The 18,341-nt window shown below is 56.7% G+C and carries 15 protein-coding genes, 1 tRNA gene and 2 pseudogenes; 12 read left to right on the top strand and 6 right to left on the bottom strand.

The genetic code is table 11. The features are described from left to right. From QZ377_RS10410 to rpoC, 11 genes and pseudogenes are all read left to right on the top strand, one after another. The coding region (locus tag QZ377_RS10410; RefSeq protein WP_291441084.1) for an elongation factor Tu at positions 1-862 on the top strand (862 nt) is incomplete at its 5' end. A gap of 4 nt (positions 863-866) precedes the next feature. After that, entirely contained in the window at positions 867-1,016 is a 150-nt protein-coding gene (rpmG, locus tag QZ377_RS10415) for a 50S ribosomal protein L33 (RefSeq protein WP_005027871.1), read from the top strand. A gap of 15 nt (positions 1,017-1,031) precedes the next feature. After that, positions 1,032-1,108: transfer RNA gene (locus tag QZ377_RS10420), tRNA-Trp, on the top strand. 22 nt (positions 1,109-1,130) lie between these two features. Continuing rightward, positions 1,131-1,370 (top strand): preprotein translocase subunit SecE, encoded by a 240-nt coding sequence (secE, locus tag QZ377_RS10425; RefSeq protein WP_012625253.1) that lies wholly within the window; start codon positions 1,131-1,133, stop codon positions 1,368-1,370. Positions 1,371-1,378: 8 nt separating this feature from the next. Next, positions 1,379-1,951: a transcription termination/antitermination protein NusG gene (gene nusG, locus QZ377_RS10430; RefSeq protein WP_012625254.1), complete on the top strand. Its 573-nt coding sequence runs from the start codon at positions 1,379-1,381 to the stop codon at positions 1,949-1,951. A 174-nt stretch (positions 1,952-2,125) separates the two neighbouring features. Further along, entirely contained in the window at positions 2,126-2,548 is a 423-nt protein-coding gene (gene rplK, locus QZ377_RS10435; protein WP_291441085.1) for a 50S ribosomal protein L11, read from the top strand. 178 nt (positions 2,549-2,726) lie between these two features. Continuing rightward, the gene (gene rplA / locus QZ377_RS10440; protein ID WP_291441086.1) at positions 2,727-3,434 is read left to right on the top strand and encodes a 50S ribosomal protein L1; all 708 of its coding nucleotides are present in this window, start codon (positions 2,727-2,729) and stop codon (positions 3,432-3,434) included. A 167-nt stretch (positions 3,435-3,601) separates the two neighbouring features. Beyond that, the gene (rplJ, locus tag QZ377_RS10445; RefSeq protein WP_291441087.1) at positions 3,602-4,126 is read left to right on the top strand and encodes a 50S ribosomal protein L10; all 525 of its coding nucleotides are present in this window, start codon (positions 3,602-3,604) and stop codon (positions 4,124-4,126) included. 51 nt (positions 4,127-4,177) lie between these two features. Next, positions 4,178-4,564, top strand: coding sequence for a 50S ribosomal protein L7/L12 (gene rplL / locus QZ377_RS10450; RefSeq protein ID WP_012625258.1), 387 nt, complete (start codon positions 4,178-4,180; stop codon positions 4,562-4,564). Between the two features lie 464 nt (positions 4,565-5,028). Beyond that, positions 5,029-9,165: pseudogene (gene rpoB / locus QZ377_RS10455) on the top strand (DNA-directed RNA polymerase subunit beta). Between the two features lie 121 nt (positions 9,166-9,286). Continuing rightward, the gene (rpoC, locus tag QZ377_RS10460) at positions 9,287-13,456 is read left to right on the top strand and encodes a DNA-directed RNA polymerase subunit beta' (RefSeq protein ID WP_291441088.1); all 4,170 of its coding nucleotides are present in this window, start codon (positions 9,287-9,289) and stop codon (positions 13,454-13,456) included. A 95-nt stretch (positions 13,457-13,551) separates the two neighbouring features. Here the strand turns inward: rpoC and QZ377_RS10465 are convergent, their stop codons facing one another. The 6 genes from QZ377_RS10465 to QZ377_RS10490 all read right to left on the bottom strand — a co-directional run bounded on the left by QZ377_RS10465 (position 13,552) and on the right by QZ377_RS10490 (position 17,770). Continuing rightward, positions 13,552-13,848 (bottom strand): hypothetical protein, encoded by a 297-nt coding sequence (locus QZ377_RS10465; protein WP_291441089.1) that lies wholly within the window; start codon positions 13,846-13,848, stop codon positions 13,552-13,554. A 419-nt stretch (positions 13,849-14,267) separates the two neighbouring features. Beyond that, on the bottom strand, positions 14,268-15,203 hold the full coding sequence (locus QZ377_RS10470; protein ID WP_291441090.1) for a hypothetical protein: 936 nt from the start codon (positions 15,201-15,203) through the stop codon (positions 14,268-14,270). 201 nt (positions 15,204-15,404) lie between these two features. Further along, entirely contained in the window at positions 15,405-15,719 is a 315-nt protein-coding gene (locus QZ377_RS10475; protein WP_291441091.1) for a hypothetical protein, read from the bottom strand. A 66-nt stretch (positions 15,720-15,785) separates the two neighbouring features. Continuing rightward, complete coding sequence (locus QZ377_RS10480) at positions 15,786-16,379, bottom strand: DUF4881 domain-containing protein (RefSeq protein ID WP_291441092.1); 594 nt, start codon at positions 16,377-16,379, stop codon at positions 15,786-15,788. Between the two features lie 13 nt (positions 16,380-16,392). Next, positions 16,393-17,457 carry a sulfite exporter TauE/SafE family protein gene (locus QZ377_RS10485; RefSeq protein ID WP_291441093.1) on the bottom strand — a complete coding sequence of 355 codons (1,065 nt, stop codon included), beginning with the start codon at positions 17,455-17,457 and terminating at the stop codon, positions 16,393-16,395. Positions 17,458-17,467: 10 nt separating this feature from the next. Then, positions 17,468-17,770, bottom strand: coding sequence for a DVU0150 family protein (locus QZ377_RS10490; protein ID WP_012625265.1), 303 nt, complete (start codon positions 17,768-17,770; stop codon positions 17,468-17,470). Positions 17,771-18,015: 245 nt separating this feature from the next. Here QZ377_RS10490 and QZ377_RS10495 point away from each other — a divergent pair. Next, positions 18,016-18,341, top strand: a pseudogene (locus tag QZ377_RS10495) (ArsR family transcriptional regulator); the annotation flags it as partial.

Raw genomic sequence — 18,341 nt, forward strand, 5'->3', positions numbered from 1 at the left:
TCCCATGCCCCAGACCCGTGAGCACATCCTGCTCGCCCGTCAGGTCGGCGTGCCTCACCTCGTCGTGTTCATGAACAAGTGCGACCTCGTCGACGACCCCGAACTGCTCGAACTCGTCGAAATGGAAGTCCGCGAACTGCTGAGCTCCTACGGCTACCCCGGCGATGAAATCCCGGTTGTCCGCGGTTCCGCTCTGAAGGCTCTGGAATCCGATAGCGCTGATTCCCCTGACGCCCAGTGCGTGCTCGAACTGCTCGCCGCTTGCGACAGCTACTTCCCGGATCCGGTCCGCGAAACCGACAAGCCCTTCCTGATGCCCATCGAAGACGTGTTCTCCATCTCCGGCCGCGGTACCGTGGTCACCGGTCGTGTGGAACGTGGCATCATCAAGGTCGGCGAAGAAGTCGAAATCGTGGGTATCCGTCCCACCGTGAAGACGACCTGCACCGGCGTCGAAATGTTCCGCAAGCTGCTCGATCAGGGCCAGGCCGGCGACAACATCGGCGCTCTGCTCCGCGGCACGAAGCGTGACGAAGTGGAACGCGGCCAGGTTCTCGCCGCTCCCAAGAGCATCACGCCCCACAAGAAGTTCAAGGCTGAAGTGTACGTTCTGTCCAAGGAAGAAGGCGGCCGCCATACCCCGTTCTTCACCGGCTATCGTCCTCAGTTCTACTTCCGTACCACCGACATCACCGGTATCATCGCTCTTGAAGAAGGCGTTGAAATGGTTATGCCCGGCGATAACGCTACCTTTAATGTCGAGCTCATTCACCCCATCGCCATGGAAAAGGGCCTCCGCTTCGCTATCCGCGAAGGTGGTCGTACCGTCGGCGCTGGTGTTGTGACGGAAATCGTGGAGTAAAGCCATGCGCGTCAACATCCTGCTCGCTTGCACCGAATGCAAGCGCCGCAATTACGCCACGGTCAAGAACAAGAAGAACACGACGGGTCGTGTCGAACTGAAAAAGTTCTGCCCCTGGTGCAGAACCCACACGGTTCACCGCGAAACCCGGTAGTGACTTCATAAACGCAGGGCAGTAGCTCTAACGGCTAGAGCGGCGGTCTCCAAAACCGCATGTTGGGGGTTCGAATCCCTCCTGCCCTGCCATTTTTTATCTCCGGACAACATCATGGCAAAAAAACAAGCTCAAGCTGCCGACCTCAAGGCCGATAAAGCCCCCAACGTCTTCGTGCGCTTTGCGCGCTATGTCGAAGACGCCAAGGCCGAATTGCGCAAAGTGACGTGGCCCACGGTAAAAGAAACACGTAAAGCCACACTGGCTGTGTTGGGTTTTGTAGCCGTGATGGCCGTCATTTTGGGGTTGGTTGACCTTGGTCTGTCATCCCTGATCAAGACCATACTGTCCTGAAGGCCGATATGAAAGATCCTGTTATCGACGAAACTTCCGAGCTGTCGAAAAAAGCTCGCTGGTACATTGTGCACACCTACTCGGGATTCGAGCAGCGTGTGCAGAAAACCATTAACGAGTTGCGCCGCACCGGGCAGGAACAAGGCCTGATTGAAGAAGTGGTGGTTCCTACCGAAAAGGTCATTGAACCTACCAAGGGCGGACAGCAGCGCACTTCTACGCGCAAGTTCTACCCCGGTTATGTGATGGTGCGCATGGTCATGACCGACCTGTCCTGGCATCTGGTGCAGTCCATACCCAAGGTTACAGGTTTTGTGGGCGGCAAAAACCGTCCCACCCCCATGCGTGATGGAGAGGCGGAACGCATTCTGTCACTGATGGAAACACGCCAGGAAACCCCGAGACCCAAGTTCAACTTTGACAGGGGTGACGAGGTGCGCGTCATTGAAGGGCCTTTTGGAGGCTTTAACGGCGTGGTGGAAGACGTTAACTACGACAAGGGGAAGCTGCGCGTCTCCGTCTCCATTTTCGGGCGACAGACGCCGGTGGAACTGGACTTTGCGCAGGTTTCCAAAGGCTAGAACCCTTCGTTTCCGAAGGGTTTTTGCGGAAGGGATACATTCCCTGTCCGCACGGCGCGTTGCAGCACCCTTGATCAGCACGCCGTAAAAAATGCCACCTAACCTTGCTTAATGACTTGCCCCCGCGCGGCGGCCACGGCCGATCTGCGCGAGCATTGATGAAGGACAAAGCAAATGGCCAAAAAAGAAGTTGCCAAAATCAAATTGCAGATTCCTGCGGGCGCGGCCAACCCCTCCCCGCCGGTGGGTCCCGCCCTGGGTCAGCACGGCCTGAACATTATGGGCTTCTGCAAAGAGTTCAATGCCCGTACCCAGGACCAGAAAGGCATGATCATTCCTGTGGTCATCACGGTGTACGCCGACCGTTCCTTCACCTTCATCACCAAGACGCCTCCGGCCTCGGTGCTGATCATGAAGGCCGCCAAGATCGAAAAAGGCTCCGGCGAACCCAACCGTAACAAGGTTGGCAGCCTGACCATGGCCCAGGTGGAAGAAATCGCGAAGCTCAAGCTGCCCGATCTCAATGCCGCTTGCCTGGAATCTGCCATCAAGTCCATTGCGGGTACGGCTCGCAGCATGGGCATTGACGTTAAATAAGGCCACGCCGCATCGCGGGGGTTACGGCCCCATGCAGTTTGCAGCTTTATCGGCCTTGGGCGCAGCCCGGCGGTTCTAAACAGACTCCGCCTGCAACGCCATCGTTGAAATCAATTGTACTGCCGCCTTCGCTCAAGCAGAAGACCGGCAGGAGATGCAAAACGACAAGGATTATCTCATGCCCAAACATGGCAAAAAATTTCGCAATGCCCTTGAAGGTACAGACCTTCTGGAGCGTTTCAGCATTGAAGACGCTGTTGGCAAGTCGCTGGGCGCGGCCCTTGCCAAATTTGATGAAACCGTAGACGTGGCCATCCGTCTCGGTGTTGACCCCAAATATTCCGATCAGATGGTGCGCGGCGCCGTCACCCTGCCCAACGGGCTTGGCAAGACCGTGCGCGTGGCCGTTTTCTGTAAGGGCGAAAAGCAGGCTGAAGCCCGCGAAGCCGGTGCGGATATCGTGGGTGCTGAAGACCTGGTGGCCGAAGTCAAAGCCGGCAACCTCAACTTTGACGCTGCCGTTGCCACTCCCGACGTTATGGCCCTTGTGGGCCAGATCGGCCGCCTGCTTGGCCCCCGCGGCCTCATGCCCAACGCCAAGACCGGCTCCGTCACCTTTGACGTGACCAAAGCCGTGAGTGAACTCAAGGCCGGTCGCGTTGACTTCAAGGTGGACAAGGCCGGCGTGCTGCATGCGCCTTTGGGCAAGGCTTCTTTTGGTACCGAAAAAATTCTCGGCAACCTCAAGGCCCTGCTTGATACTGTGAACCGCCTCAAGCCTTCTTCGGCCAAAGGCACCTATATGGTCTCCATGACTATTTCCACGACGATGGGTCCCGGTTTCAAAGTGGACATGACCCAGGTCAAAAAATTTCTTGAGGGGTAACTCTCAAGTTTGATGGCGGCCTGGTTTACAGGCCGCCATCAAAATGTCTAAGGAACAGGAATACGAGTCGAAGACGGCAGGCGGGCCTAGCCCTTAATTGCCCTGCCCAGACGCTTCTACTTTGGCTCGGCATTCCACCTGGCAACCCCGAACGTGAGAGGTATCACGTGAAAAGGTCTGAAAAAGCCGCAGTTATTGAAGCCATCAAGGCCAAGGCCGACAAAGCTTCTTTTGCTGTGCTGACGGACTTCAAGGGTATGACGGTGGAAGAGCTGACGAACCTGCGTGGCAGCCTTCGCACGGCTGGCGGCGAATATCTCGTCGTTAAAAACACGCTGGCGCGTATAGCTCTGACCGACGGCACGCACGACGTAATCAAGGACAAGTTCCGCGAAAACATCGGCGTGGCCTTTGGGTTCGATGACCCTGTGGCGGTGGCCAAGGCGTTGAGTGATTTTGCTAAGCAGAGCAAGCTTTTTGAATTGCGCTGCGCCAGCCTGGACGGCAAGGCTCTTGAAGCCGCCCAGATTGACGCTCTGGCCAAGCTGCCCGGTAGGGAACAGCTTCTTGGCCATCTGCTCGGCACAATGAACGCCGTGCCCACCAATTTTGTGTCGCTGTTTGCCAACGTGCTGCGTGGCCTGCTCTATGCCCTCAAGGGTATTGAAGAGCAGAAGTCCAATGCCGCCTAGTTGTGCATCACCGCAATCATCCGACTTTAAGCCAAAGATCAGGAGACTATCATGGCCGTTACCAAAGAAGAAGTTGTTGAATTTATCTCCAATATGACCGTTCTTGAACTCTCCGAGTTCATCAAGGAACTGGAAGAAAAGTTTGGCGTGTCTGCCGCTGCCCCCGCCGCTGCCATGATGGTGGCCGCCCCGGCCGCCGGTGGCGCTGCTGATGCCGCTGAAGAAAAGACCGAGTTCGACGTCATCCTGAAGGAAGCCGGCGCCAACAAGATCGGCGTCATCAAGGTTGTGCGCGCTCTGACCAGCCTTGGCCTCAAAGAAGCCAAAGAAAAGGTCGACGGCTGCCCCTCCACCCTGAAGGAAGCCGTGTCCAAGGAAGAAGCCGAAGACGCCAAGAAGCAGCTGACCGAAGCCGGCGCTGTTGTCGAAGTGAAGTAAGCACGTTTTTTACGCGCTTTATGGCGGGGCCTTCTGGCCCCGCTTTTTTATTGGACACAGCTTTTATTCTGCTGACATTCTGTTTTTGCAAGCGTATTTTCTTTTTGCCAACGGCGTATTTTTTGTTTATATTTGGCAAGCGGAAAATTTATTCCAAAAAAAGCTTGCCAAAACTTAAATTTCTTATTATGTATCCTCTTTCATGAACGGCACAGGAGGCCTTTTTCTGTTTAATATAACTTACTGTATAAGTACATATTTTTAAGGTAGATACCCGAGCCCAAGCCCTGTTTACCCAGACAGGGATGGGTTTTTTTCGCCTTACCCCGCACAGTAAGCAATTGCCTCCCGCCGTGTCTTACGCTTTCAGGGTGCAGTGACAGCATGTTTTTTGCCCGCCGGCTTCGGCAGATACTTCTTTGTCGCTCCGCCGGGGCGCAACCGCTACCTATCTTGAGGTACCCATGGGCCAGCTCACCAAACAGTTCGGCAAGATCAAGATCTCCCTCCCCATTCCCCATCTGCTGAATCTGCAGATAGACTCATATGAAAAGTTTCTTCAGGAAGGTGTTCCAGAAGCCGAACGCCGCCCTGATGAAGGGCTTGAGGGCGTTTTTCATACGGTCTTTCCCATTGAAGACTTTAACAAAACTGCCAGTCTGGAATTTGTCAGCTATGAAATAGGCGAGCCAAAATACGACCAGGCCGAATGTATTTCGAAAGGCCTGACGTACGAAGCCCCCATGCGCATTAAAGTGCGCCTTGTGGTGTATGATGCCGACGAAGCTTCGGGCAACCGGACCATTCGCGACATCAAGGAGCAGGATATCTATTTCGGTACCCTGCCCCTCATGACCGAAAAGGGTACCTTTATCATAAACGGTACCGAACGCGTCATCGTCAATCAGTTGCAGCGTTCGCCCGGCATCATTTTCGAGCACGACGGCGGCAAGACGCATACCAGCCGCAAAGTGCTGTATTCGTGCCGGGTCATCCCCATGCGCGGTTCCTGGCTGGACTTCGACTTTGACCACAAGGACATTCTCTACGTCCGCATCGACCGTCGGCGCAAAATGCCCGCCACCATCCTGTTCAAGGCTATGGGCATGAGCAAGGAACAGATCCTTGACTACTTCTATACGCAGGAAACCTACCGTCTGGAAGAACGCAACACCATTTTCTGGGAAGTGCGCAAGGAACTGTACCGCAAGGACAACGCCTATGCCGACATCGTCGACAGTGAAGGCAATGTCATTGTCAAGGCCGGCAAGCCCATTACCAAGCGCAGCTGGCGTCTTATCTGCGAAGCGGGCATCGAAGCCATTGAGATGCGCCCCGACACTCTGGACGGCATGTTCCTGGCCGGAGATGTGGCGGACCCCAAAACCGGCGAACTCTTGGCCGAAGCTGCGGACGAGATCACTCCCGGGCTGCTGGACCGCATACGTGATGCGGGCATCAACCGCGTCAACGTGCTGCATACCAAGGGCAACGACACCTCTTCCTCCATCCGCGACACCCTCATGCTGGACCGCATTCCGGACCAGTTGAAGGCGCAGGAGGAAATCTACCGTCGTCTGCGTCCTTCTTCGCCGCCCACAGCGGAAATTGCGGCCAGCTTCTTTGACAACCTGTTCCGCAATCCCGACTACTATGATCTGTCGCCCGTGGGCCGGTACAAGCTCAACCAGCGCCTCAGCCTGGATGAGCCCTCCGACCTGCGCACCCTGACGGACCACGACATTCTCACGGCCATCAAGGTGCTGGTCAACCTCAAGGACAGCCACGGCCCCGCCGACGATATCGACCATCTCGGCAACCGTCGTGTGCGCCTGGTGGGCGAACTGGTGGAAAACCAGTACCGCATCGGCCTTGTCCGCATGGAGCGCGCCATCAAGGAGCGCATGAGCCTGCAGGAAATCTCCACGCTCATGCCGCATGACCTTATCAACCCCAAGCCTGTGGCTGCCGTGCTGAAAGAATTCTTCGGCACATCGCAGTTGTCGCAGTTTATGGACCAGACCAACTCCCTTTCCGAAGTGACGCACAAGCGCCGCCTTTCGGCTCTGGGACCCGGTGGCCTGACCCGTGAACGCGCAGGCTTTGAAGTGCGCGACGTGCACACCTCGCACTATGGCCGCATCTGCCCCATTGAAACGCCTGAAGGTCCCAACATCGGCCTTATCGTTTCGCTGACCACCTTTGCCAAGGTCAATGACTACGGCTTCATTGAAACGCCCTATCATGTGGTGCGTGAAGGCCGGGTCACCGACGACGTGGTCCACCTTGACGCCTCCCGCGAAGGGGATCAGGTGGTGGCGCAGGCCAACGCGGTGCTGGATGAGCAGGGCAACCTGGTGGATGAATTCGTTACCGTGCGTGTCAAGGGCGAAGTGGAAATGCGCCATCGCGACGAAGTGACCCTTATGGACATTTCGCCCAGCCAGATGGTTTCCATTTCGGCCGCACTCATTCCCTTTCTGGAGCATGACGACGCCAACCGTGCGCTCATGGGTTCCAACATGCAGCGTCAGGCCGTGCCCCTGCTCCGGTCCGAGAAGCCCCTTGTGGGAACCGGCATGGAAGTGGACGTGGCCCGCGACTCCGGCGCGTGCATTGTTGCTCCCGCTGACGGCAAGATCGAATACGTGGATGCGGACCGCATCGTGGTGGCCTACGAGGGTGATGTGTACAAAAAGCAGGGCGGCGTACGCGCTTACGACCTGCTCAAGTACCACAAGTCCAACCAGAACTCCTGCTTTGGACAGAAGCCCAGCTGCTACCCCGGCCAGATTGTCAAAAAAGGCCAGATTCTGGCTGACGGCCCCGGTATTGACGATGGCGAACTGGCCCTCGGCAAGAACCTGGTGGTGGCCTTCATGCCCTGGTGCGGCTACAACTATGAAGACTCCATCCTTATCTCCGAACGCACGGTGAAGGAAGACGTCTTCACGTCCATCCACATTGAAGAATTCGAGGTGGTGGCCCGCGATACCAAGCTGGGACCCGAATAAATCACCCGCGATATTCCCAACGTCAGCGAAGACATGCTGCGCAACCTGGATGAAAGCGGCATTATCCGCATCGGCGCGGCAGTCAAGCCCGACGACATCCTGGTAGGCAAAATCACCCCCAAGGGCGAAACCCAGCTTACCCCCGAAGAAAAGCTCCTGCGGGCCATCTTCGGCGAAAAGGCCAGGGATGTGAAAAACACGTCCCTCAAGGTCCCCCCGGGAGTGGAAGGCACCATTATTGACGTCAAGGTCTTCAACCGCCGTTCCGGCGAAAAAGACGACCGCACCCTGGCCATTGAGGGCCATGACACCGCAGTGCTCGACCAGAAAGAAGCCGATCACATGCGCGCCCTTACGGACCGTACCCGCGCGCTGCTGATTCCGCACGTGGTGGGCAAACAGGTGGCCTCATCCCTGCCCGGTAAAAAGAAGGGAGAAGTGCTGGTGGAAGCCGGCGCGGCCCTGACCGAAGAAATGCTGGCCAGCCTGCCGGTGAAGAAGCTTTCCGGCCTCTTCAAGAGCAAGGAAGTCAACGATGCCGTGGCCGAGATCCTCAAGCCCTATGACCAGCAGGTCGACTACCTGCACGCCATTTACGATTCCAAGCGCGAAAAGGTCACTGAAGGCGATGATCTGCCCCCCGGCGTCATCAAGATGGTCAAAGTGCACATCGCCATCAAGCGTAAGCTTTCTGTGGGCGACAAAATGGCTGGCCGCCACGGCAACAAGGGTGTTGTTTCCTGCATTCTGCCGGAAGAAGACATGCCTTTCTTTGCCGATGGCCGCCCCGTGGACATCGTGCTCAACCCCCTGGGCGTACCCTCGCGTATGAACATCGGTCAGATCATGGAAACCCACCTCGGTTGGGGAGCCAAGGAACTGGGCCGCCAACTGGCGGAACTTCTGGACTCTGGCGCGGCCATGCAGGTGTTGCGTGATGAAGTGAAGAGCATCTTCAGCTCTGACGACATCAACGCCCTGGTGGAAGAGATGGATGACGAGGAATTCAAGGCCTCTGTGAGCAAGCTGCGCAACGGCATCGTGACCAAAACGCCTGTTTTTGACGGCGCGACCGAAGAAGAAATATGGAGCTGGATGGAAAGAGCCGGTCTTGCCAATGACGGCAAGACAACTCTTTACGACGGCCGCACGGGCGAAGCCTTCAAGAACCGTGTGACCACGGGCGTCATGTACATGCTCAAACTGCACCACTTGGTGGACGAAAAAATCCACGCCCGTTCCACAGGCCCCTACTCTCTGGTTACGCAGCAGCCTCTGGGCGGCAAGGCCCAGTTCGGCGGCCAGCGCCTGGGTGAAATGGAAGTGTGGGCGCTTGAAGCTTACGGCGCCGCCTACCTGTTGCAGGAGTTCCTCACGGTCAAGTCCGACGACGTGACCGGGCGCGTGAAAATGTACGAAAAAATAGTCAAGGGCGACAACTTCCTTGAAGCCGGTCTGCCCGAGTCCTTCAACGTTCTGGTCAAGGAACTCATGAGCCTTGGGCTTAACGTGACCCTGCACCAGGAAGAAGGCAAGAAAAAGCCCAAGCGTACGGGCTATATGAGAGAACGCGAGGACGAGGCTTAAACCGCCCCATTCGGCGGGCACGGACAAGCGTTGCGTCAGCCGTCAGCGGCATCCCCGCTCACGGCTGACGACAGCAGAGCTAACGATTCCAACGAGCTTTTACCAAAGCAAGGTATTATATATGAGCCTGGACGATCTTTTCACCGCTCGCGGCACGTCGGCCAACGTGACCAACATCCGCAATCTGAAAGCCATCCAGATTTCCATTGCCTCTCCTGAAGCCATTCGCGAATGGTCCTACGGTGAGGTAAAAAAGCCGGAAACCATCAACTACCGTACCTTCAAGCCTGAGCGCGACGGCCTTTTCTGCGCCAAAATCTTCGGCCCCGTGAAGGACTATGAGTGCAACTGCGGCAAATACAAACGCATGAAGCACCGCGGCATTGTCTGCGAAAAATGCGGTGTTGAAGTCATCGCCTCCAAGGTGCGTCGCGAGCGCATGGGCCACATTGAACTGGCCGCGCCCGTAGCTCACATCTGGTTTTTGAAGACCCTGCCTTCCAAGATCGGCACCCTGCTGGACATGACCATGGCCGATCTGGAAAAGGTGCTGTACTTCGACTCTTACATCGTGCTCGACCCGGGCCAGACCAACCTGCAGAAACGCCAGGTCATTTCTGAAGACCAGTATTTGCAGATTCTGGACCACTACGGCAGCGATGAAGTGCTGACCGTGGGCATGGGTGCTGAAGCCGTGCGCAGCCTGCTGGAAGAGCTGGATCTTGAAAAGCTGCGCACAGAACTGCGCGAAGAAGGCGAGGCCACCAAAAGCCAGACCAAGAAGAAAAAGCTTACCAAGCGTCTCAAGATTGTTGAGGCTTTTCTTGAGTCGGACAACAAGCCCGAATGGATGATTATGGAAGTTATTCCCGTCATCCCGCCGGAGCTGCGTCCGCTCGTGCCGCTGGACGGCGGGCGTTTCGCCACCTCCGACCTCAACGACCTGTACCGCCGCGTCATCAACCGCAACAACCGTTTGAAGCGGCTTATGGAGCTTGGCGCGCCGGAAATCATCATCCGCAACGAAAAGCGCATGCTGCAGGAAGCGGTGGACGCCCTCTTTGACAACGGCCGCCGCGGCCGCGCCATTGCGGGAACCAACGGCCGCCCCCTCAAGTCCCTTTCGGACATGATCAAGGGCAAGCAGGGCCGTTTCCGCCAGAACCTGCTGGGCAAGCGCGTGGACTACTCCGGGCGTTCGGTTATTACCGTCGGTCCTTACCTCAAGCTGCACCAGTGCGGTCTGCCCAAGAAGATGGCGCTTGAACTCTTCAAGCCCTTCATCTACTCGGAACTGGAAAAACGCGGTCATGCCTCCACCATCAAGAGCGCCAAAAAAATGGTGGAGCGCGAAGAACTGGTTGTCTGGGACATCCTGTCGGAAGTGGTGCGCGAGTACCCCATCCTTCTCAACCGCGCCCCGACCCTGCACCGCCTCGGCATTCAGGCTTTCGAGCCACTGCTGGTCGAAGGCAAGGCCATCCGTCTGCACCCGCTGGTCTGCTCCGCATACAACGCGGACTTTGACGGCGACCAGATGGCTGTGCATATTCCTCTGTCTGTAGAGGCGCAGATCGAATGCCGCGTGCTCATGATGAGCACCAACAACATTCTTTCGCCCGCCAACGGCGGCCCCGTTATCGTGCCCTCGCAGGATATCGTGCTTGGCCTCTACTATATGACGGTGGAACGCAGCTTTGAAAAGGGCGAAGGCATGAGCTTCTGCGCCCCGTGGGAAGTGGAAAGCGCTTACGACGGCGGCATGGTTTCGCTGCACGCGCGCGTCAAGGTGCGCATGCCTGACGGCCACACCTACGACACCACGCCCGGCCGTGTGCTTGTGAGCGACATTCTCCCGGAAAAGCTGTCTTTTGACCATGTCAACTGCGTGCTGACCAAGAAAAATATCGCCCGCCTCGTAGGCGCGGCGTACAGCCAGTGCGGCATCAAGGCCACAGTCATTCTTTGCGACAAGCTCAAGGATATGGGCTACGAGTTCGCCACGCGCGCCGGTGTGACCATCGGCGTGAAAGACCTGACCATTCCCGCCCGCAAAAAAGACATTCTTGCCTCGTCCCAGGCCGAAGTGGACGACATCGAACACCAGTACCGCGACGGTATCATCACCCGTACAGAAAAGTACAACAAGGTGGTGGACGTGTGGACCAAGGCCACGCAGGACGTTTCCACGGAAATGATCAAGGAAATATCCTATGACGTGCTCACCGATCCCAAGACCGGAAAGCAGGACAAAAACCAGAGCTGCAACCCCATCTTCATGATGTCCAACTCCGGGGCGCGAGGCAACCAGGACCAGATGCGCCAGCTTGCGGGCATGCGCGGCCTTATGGCCAAGCCCTCGGGTGAAATTATTGAAACGCCCATCACCTCCTCCTTCCGCGAGGGGCTGTCGGTGTTGCAGTACTTCACCTCCACACACGGTGCACGTAAAGGCCTGGCGGACACGGCCCTTAAAACGGCCAACTCCGGTTACCTCACCCGCCGCCTGGTGGACGTGGTGCAGGACGTCATCGTGTCCGAACACGATTGCGGCACGGTGGACGGCATCGAGCTGACCCACCTCAAGGACGGCGGCGATGTCAAAACGCCCCTGTCTGAACGCATCATTGGCCGCGTACTGCTGTACCCCGTGCATGATCCCGATGCGCCGGACGAAATCCTCTTGCCCGAAAACACCATTATTTCGGAAAAAGAGGCCCAGCTCATCAGCGACAAGGGTATCTCCTCGGTTACCGTGCGCTCGCCCCTCACCTGCCAGGCCGAACGCGGCATCTGCGCCCTGTGCTACGGGCGCGACCTTGGCCGCGGCCACCTGGTCAATACGGGCGAGACCGTGGGTATCATCGCGGCACAGTCCATCGGTGAGCCCGGTACCCAGCTGACCATGCGTACCTTCCACATCGGTGGTACGGCATCCAGCACCATTGAAAAGAACAAGTTTGAAGCCCTCAACGCGGGCCGCGTTATCCTGAACCGGGTCAAGGCCGTTACCAACAAGGACGGCGTGCACCTGGTGCTGGGCAAGAGCGGCCAGCTGACCATCGTGGACGCTCAGGGCCGCGAACGCGAAAAGTACATCCTGCCCAACGGCGCGCGCCTGCTGGTGCACGATGGACAGGAAGTGGTCAAGGGTACGGTCATGGCCGAGTGGGACCCCTTCAACGAACCCTTTGTGTGCGAAGAAGAAGGTACCCTGCGCTTTACCGACATTATTGACGGCAAAACCGTGCAGGAAAAGGTGGACGACATCACCCGTCAGGCCAGCCTGACAATCATGGAATACCGCACCACCAACTTCCGCCCGGCCATCTCCATCTGCGATGACAACGGCAACGTGAAAAAGCGCAGCCATGGCGGTGCGGCGGCCATCTACAGCCTGCCCGTCGGCTCCATCATCATGGTCAGGGACGGCGAGCACATCCAGGCTGGTGACATCATCGCCCGTAAGCCCCGCGAAACTGCAAAAACCAAAGACATCGTGGGCGGTCTGCCCCGCGTGGCCGAGCTTTTTGAAGTGCGCAAACCCAAAGACATGGCCGTGGTTTCCGAAATATCGGGTACGGTCACCTATGCGGGCGAATCCAAGGGCAAGCGCAAGCTGGTTGTTACGCCTGAAATCGGCGAAGCCAAGGAATATCTGGTTCCCAAGGGCAAACACATCACCGCCGCTGACGGCGACTTTGTGGAAGCCGGAGACCCGTTGACCGAAGGCTACCCCGAGCTGCACGACATCCTGCGCACCAAGGGCGAAAAATACCTGGCCCGTTATCTGGTGGACGAAATTCAGGAAGTCTACCGCTTCCAGGGCGTGGGCATTGACGACAAGCACATTGAAGTCATCGTGCGCCAGATGCTTAAAAAGGTGACCATCCTGGATACCGGCGGCACCAGCTTCCTGGTGGGCGAACAGGTGGACAAGGGCGAGTTCAAGCAGGAAAACCATAAGGCTGTCGCCGAGGGCCGCCAGCCCGCCACGGCGGAACCGCTGGTGCTGGGCATCACCCAGGCTTCGCTCACCACGTCCTCCTTCATCTCGGCGGCTTCCTTCCAGGAAACCACCAAGGTGCTCACCGAGGCTTCCCTCAAGGGCAAGATGGACTACCTGCGCGGACTCAAGGAAAACGTCATCGTGGGCCGTCTCATTCCTGCCGGTACGGGCTACCGTGAATACGTCAACGGCGAAATCATGGTTCCCGACCAGAAGGAACGCCCCGACAAGTTCCTTGAAGAGCTTGAAGAAAACCCCATTCTGGTTGATCTGAACAGCTAGAAAGAAAATACAGCCAATAAAAAGAGGCGCGGGATATCCCGCGCCTCTTTTTATTGGCAACACAGCCGATATTTTCTGTGCAAGGTTAACTTGCCTTAAAGACCTGCGTGGCTGTAGCTGAACAAAAATGGGTAAGATGACGTACAGCCAAAGGCAATGCCGCAGCCTGCGATACAATCCTTCTGAAGAATACGATACCTGTCTGGATTCGCGCCAAAGGCTTTGTATGCAGACCTTCCCTCATGAATATTTGGCATATCCGCAAGCTCAGTCTTGACGAGTTGCTGTATTATTGGCCCTTCCACATTATCCGCATAGTATGCAAGCTGGGCAGATTTTTTAGCTGTAACATTGTCAGAGTAATGCAGGTAGCCCAATACTGTTTCAGGCATACAGATTTTATTGATGTATCAAGGGTCACATTGGGAAATAGCATAAGGTGCTCACCATTTTTTTAGCATCCCCGTAAAACAGTGATTTTTTAGCCATCTACAACCCCCTGTGGCTTCTATGACAATATATACGCATTTTCCAGTCAGTCCAGCGCGATTGAGCCTGCAACACATTTTAACTGCGGAATTATATGCCTATTACTCTATAAAGCGCTCCTTGCTCCGCAGAAAAAAATAAAAACTGCACTTACATCTTGCAACGAACACACGTTCACGCAAGTGTCAGAGCAGTTTCAACATGACATTGCTTCAGATATCATTTTTGTGCTGGCATTTGCATCCATATTTTTTCTGCTGGGCGCAAAAAATGCGGCATGCACATATGGCGCGTATGTGCATGCCGCGCAACGCCGGTTGGCTCAGCTTGTGGGGGCCGGAGGAGACTGCGTACACGGAGGACGCAGGCAGACAAGGCAGCCAGGCCGCACGGCGAAAGATGTTTGTTCATGACTGGTTTCGGACGCATCCTGCACATGGTCGCGCCGGATAAACAGCTGCAAGGCTCCCTTGGCTGCCGTACCCGCGCGGGCCTGTGCCAGAACGCGCCCATCTGTGGTAATCACGGAGCAGACAGTTCCCTCATAAGGGGGGCGTGTGCCGAAAAGCAGGCACCACAAACGCAAACCGTCCTTTTCTTCCTGCACCCGCACCACTTCGCCGCAACCAAGGCGCACCAGCTTGCGTATGAGCCTGCTGCCCTGCCTGTATACCCCCACGCCCACCACCAGGGCCATGCCGACAAAAGCCGCAGCCAGCACAAAGGGATTACAGCCGGTAAGACGATGGGCAAAAGAGGTTGAATGGTCACGCATGTCTGTGGCATCCGCGCGCACAACTACGGCATAGTTCTGGGCCGTGGACGCCGCCGCGCCCCTGAAGGCCACGCGCATCTGGTACTCACCGGCTTCTGCGCCGTTTTCTGCGGCAACAGTGCCGCGCCACATGCCGTTACCGAACCAGTATCCGGCAAAAAAACCTTCAAGGTTGAAAACCAGCGGCGCATCCGGGGGCGTAAAGCGCACCTCTATATCGCCTGTTACGGGATTTTTGACGGTAAGAGGCCCGGAAAGCGCCGCAACATTGCCCGGCAGCATCTCAAGTGTGTTTGTCCCGGAACGCATCAGGCCTTGCAGGCCGTCCACCAGTCCCAACAGGGCCATGGCCAGCAACAGGGCGCATACAGTGCCCAGGCGGCGCTGGCGTAGGCGGATATTCCGGCAGGCATCCCAAGTATCGGCGTCAAGAACAGTCTGCATGGATGAACCGTATCCTTTGAACGTGGCGGCGGCAATCATGACATACCCCTGTTAGAGCATTTGGACTTTGAGAACATGTGTCCTCGAAATATTTGTAACTTCACTCCGGAGTGTCACCCACTAACATGCAGCGGCGCTGCCTTGCCCAGCAACCCCTTGTCAACGGGGCCGAATCTGCATGGGCCTCATGACGGAAGTCTGCTCATGCAATACTCAAAGCAACTTCAAGATAAAACGGCTCTAACGTTGCTGGACCAGTTGCGAATCCCTGACCTGATCAAGCACCCGCCAGCTTACCAGTGACAGGCCCATGCGCGGCAACTGCACCATGCTTTGCCCTTCGGCGGGGAAACGCCGCCGCACCATGCGCGTAAGCCAGATCGCTCCGGCCCACAGGGGAACGGTGATGCCGAAAAACCATGCGCAAAACGTCAGTTCTGCTGCGTCAAAGCTGCGTGCCGACTGATACATGGCTACAAAAACTGCGGCCACCATAAGCGCGTTGGCCGCAATGCGGATGCAACTGATATAAAGGTGCTGCTTGTAGCTGTTCATGCTGCTCTCCGGAAACGTTTACACCGGGGCGGGCGAACCCGCCCCGGTATTCTTGATGCCGATGACTTACTTACTGAAGATATTGGTCTTGCTCACGTTCATGATGCGTATGGCCTGATTCTTGTCCGAATTACGATAGGCAATGCGCATTTCGTTGCCCGCAGCCCACACGTAGGGGGGCAGGTCTATATCGTCCGCCGGAACCTTGAAGGTAATCAGGGAGCTCAGGCGGTTTGAGTATACGGTGACCGTCTGCTGTTCCTTGTCAACAACAGGGAAGGTCTTGCCCGCAACCTTGGGGTGTCTGGGGCGTATATTCTTTTCCACATCCATAAACTGCACGGGAATTTCGCGCACGGTCTTGGACTCGGGATCAAATACAAGCACTGTATTCTTTTCAAGGTCGATCATGAGGCGTCCACCCGCTTCAGGCGCAGGTCCCATTTCACCGGCAATGGTGGGCAGCTTGAATGTATGCACGCCGCCGCTGTAGTGCGGGTTGAACTGGTCGTGGGTGACGTCAACCACGATGGTCAGGGTTTTGGCTTCGGGGTTGAAGGCCACACAGCGGCCCTGCTCCACCCCGCCCTCGAAGTTGCAGGCGGTGAGGAAAGTGGAAAGTCCAAGCACCAGTATAAGCAGCAAACTACGAATCTTCATGACGGTGTCCCTCCTAGCTGTTCGCTGCCCGCATCTTCTTGGCGGCCAATTCCGCCTTGGCGCCCTGGATCATCTTCACCGCAATGTAGATGGAGATAGCGCTTACGAAACCAAGAACTTCAACAGTGGCAAGGGGGCCAAGCAGCCAGCCCCAGGCGGGGAATTCTGCCTGCAGAAGCTTGAGAATAACCGACATAAGGCAGCCCAGAACCGCCAGGCCGAACACAAAGCGTATGCCATACCCCTTGACGTACTTGGTCGCCACCACGCCTATCTGCGCGCCAACGGCTGCGCCACACAGCATGATGAGCGCGGCCAGCAGTTCCACGCGACCCTTGTACGCGTAGGACGCCGTGCCGTACAGGCCGGAGATGGCAACTTCAAAGAGGTCCGTACCCACTGCCAGATGGGTGGGGCAGCCCACAAGATAGACAAGAGCGGGCATACGGATGAGACCGCCGCCGATACCGAGTATGCCTGCCAGCCAGCCGGTGAAGAGGCTGACGGTGATAGGCAGCCACGCAGAACAGGTGATGTTGGCATGCTTGTAATGGACAACGGGAGGTATCCTTATGGCCTGAAGCTTGGAGGCCCAGTCAATGCCGACCGCAGCGGCGTCCAGTTCCTTGTGTTGCGCCTTGGCTTCACGTTCCTTGCGGCGACGCACGGCGGCGTCATGAAACACCAGCCAGGCAATGGATATGAGCAGCACCACATAGAGCCAGCGCACAACCTTGTCTACCGAGCCGATGCGCTCAAGCCACATGACCATCTGCGCGCCAATTTCAACACCAACAACCGTACCAATGAGCATGGTGATGCCCAGGGCGTAGTCAACGTTGCCGAACTTGCCGTGCCGCATGGTTGAGATAAGCGATTTACCGGCCATTTGCGCCACGTCTGTTCCGATGGCGAACGCCATGGGAAAGCCCAGAATGTTCAGGCCGGGGGTGACCATCCACGCGCCGCCCAGGCCAAAAAACCCGCCGATAATGCCCACGCCGAAACCAAGAATGATAAGCCCCGGCCAAAAAATGTACACGCCGGAGATGGGCATCAAGATATACAGCCAATCCATATGCGCCTCCTTACTTTTCGGCCAGTTCGCGGTGCTTGAGGTCAATGCCGATGTGCGACATCACGAGGTCGGCCAGCCAGCCAAGGATGCAGCCCACAATGGGAATGATGAGCATGGTCAGGATGGCGAAAAAGAAGTGGCTTTCATTGTACATTTCCGCCCACCAGTACAGGATGCCGTCCAGCTTGCGGGTATCGGCCACAATCACCACCGCCGCAGCCTTGCCCCCTGCAGCCAAAGCCAGGCCGGGCATGGCGGCCAGCATGAGCGCGCAGCCAGCCAGCCAGGTCATAAGCGTGCGCATCTTCTTCATAAGAACCCTCCACTCTGTTTTGAGATCCTTTGGACTCTCTTTCGGCAGTACCCCCACCGGGCCATGCCGACTGTCACGCAGCGAATGTGAAAAAGATAGCAATCACCATGCCATTGCGTAATAATTGCCGTATTTTGCCGGTTTTTTCTTAATTTTGCGCGAAAAAACTTGCCAGATTTTCCCGAGATGCCTATAGTGGGCGCAAAGCTTGCGCTTTTTTGCGCAACCACAGCAAAGGGGGAACAATGCGCTTCTACAGAACGCTTCCCGGCGGAAGCACCCTGGATGTCACCTCCTTTTTTATGAATCGCAGCCTTGTCAGCCGCATGCTCATGCTGGGCCTTCCCCTGCTGACTTTCGTGCTGCTGCTTATCTTTCTGACAACAAGCAGCAGTATCGAACACATCATAAACCGCGCAATAGCGCGCAACGCGCAACTTCAGGCGCAGGCCATGAGCCTGGCCCTGGAACATGCCCTGGCCGAAACGCGCAACCAACTGCTTATTCTGGCCGCCGGATCGATGGAACCGCAGGACATGGTTCGCAGAATGGAATTTCGCGCCAGAGCCGA

The organism is Desulfovibrio sp. (genome assembly GCF_019424165.1).
In the GTDB taxonomy this organism is placed as follows: Bacteria; Desulfobacterota; Desulfovibrionia; order Desulfovibrionales; family Desulfovibrionaceae; genus Desulfovibrio.

Coding starts and splice junctions, on each gene's coding strand:
- QZ377_RS10470 (WP_291441090.1), bottom strand. CDS start 15,203: ATGATTGCCGCCGCCACGTTCAAAGGATACGGTTCATCCATGCAGACT.
- QZ377_RS10475 (WP_291441091.1), bottom strand. CDS start 15,719: ATGAACAGCTACAAGCAGCACCTTTATATCAGTTGCATCCGCATTGCG.
- QZ377_RS10490 (WP_012625265.1), bottom strand. CDS start 17,770: ATGAAGAAGATGCGCACGCTTATGACCTGGCTGGCTGGCTGCGCGCTC.
- rplA (WP_291441086.1), top strand. CDS start 2,727: ATGCCCAAACATGGCAAAAAATTTCGCAATGCCCTTGAAGGTACAGAC.
- rpmG (WP_005027871.1), top strand. CDS start 867: ATGCGCGTCAACATCCTGCTCGCTTGCACCGAATGCAAGCGCCGCAAT.
- rplK (WP_291441085.1), top strand. CDS start 2,126: ATGGCCAAAAAAGAAGTTGCCAAAATCAAATTGCAGATTCCTGCGGGC.
- QZ377_RS10485 (WP_291441093.1), bottom strand. CDS start 17,457: ATGGATTGGCTGTATATCTTGATGCCCATCTCCGGCGTGTACATTTTT.
- nusG (WP_012625254.1), top strand. CDS start 1,379: ATGAAAGATCCTGTTATCGACGAAACTTCCGAGCTGTCGAAAAAAGCT.
- QZ377_RS10465 (WP_291441089.1), bottom strand. CDS start 13,848: ATGCCTGAAACAGTATTGGGCTACCTGCATTACTCTGACAATGTTACA.
- QZ377_RS10480 (WP_291441092.1), bottom strand. CDS start 16,379: ATGAAGATTCGTAGTTTGCTGCTTATACTGGTGCTTGGACTTTCCACT.
- rpoC (WP_291441088.1), top strand. CDS start 9,287: ATGAGCCTGGACGATCTTTTCACCGCTCGCGGCACGTCGGCCAACGTG.
- secE (WP_012625253.1), top strand. CDS start 1,131: ATGGCAAAAAAACAAGCTCAAGCTGCCGACCTCAAGGCCGATAAAGCC.
- rplL (WP_012625258.1), top strand. CDS start 4,178: ATGGCCGTTACCAAAGAAGAAGTTGTTGAATTTATCTCCAATATGACC.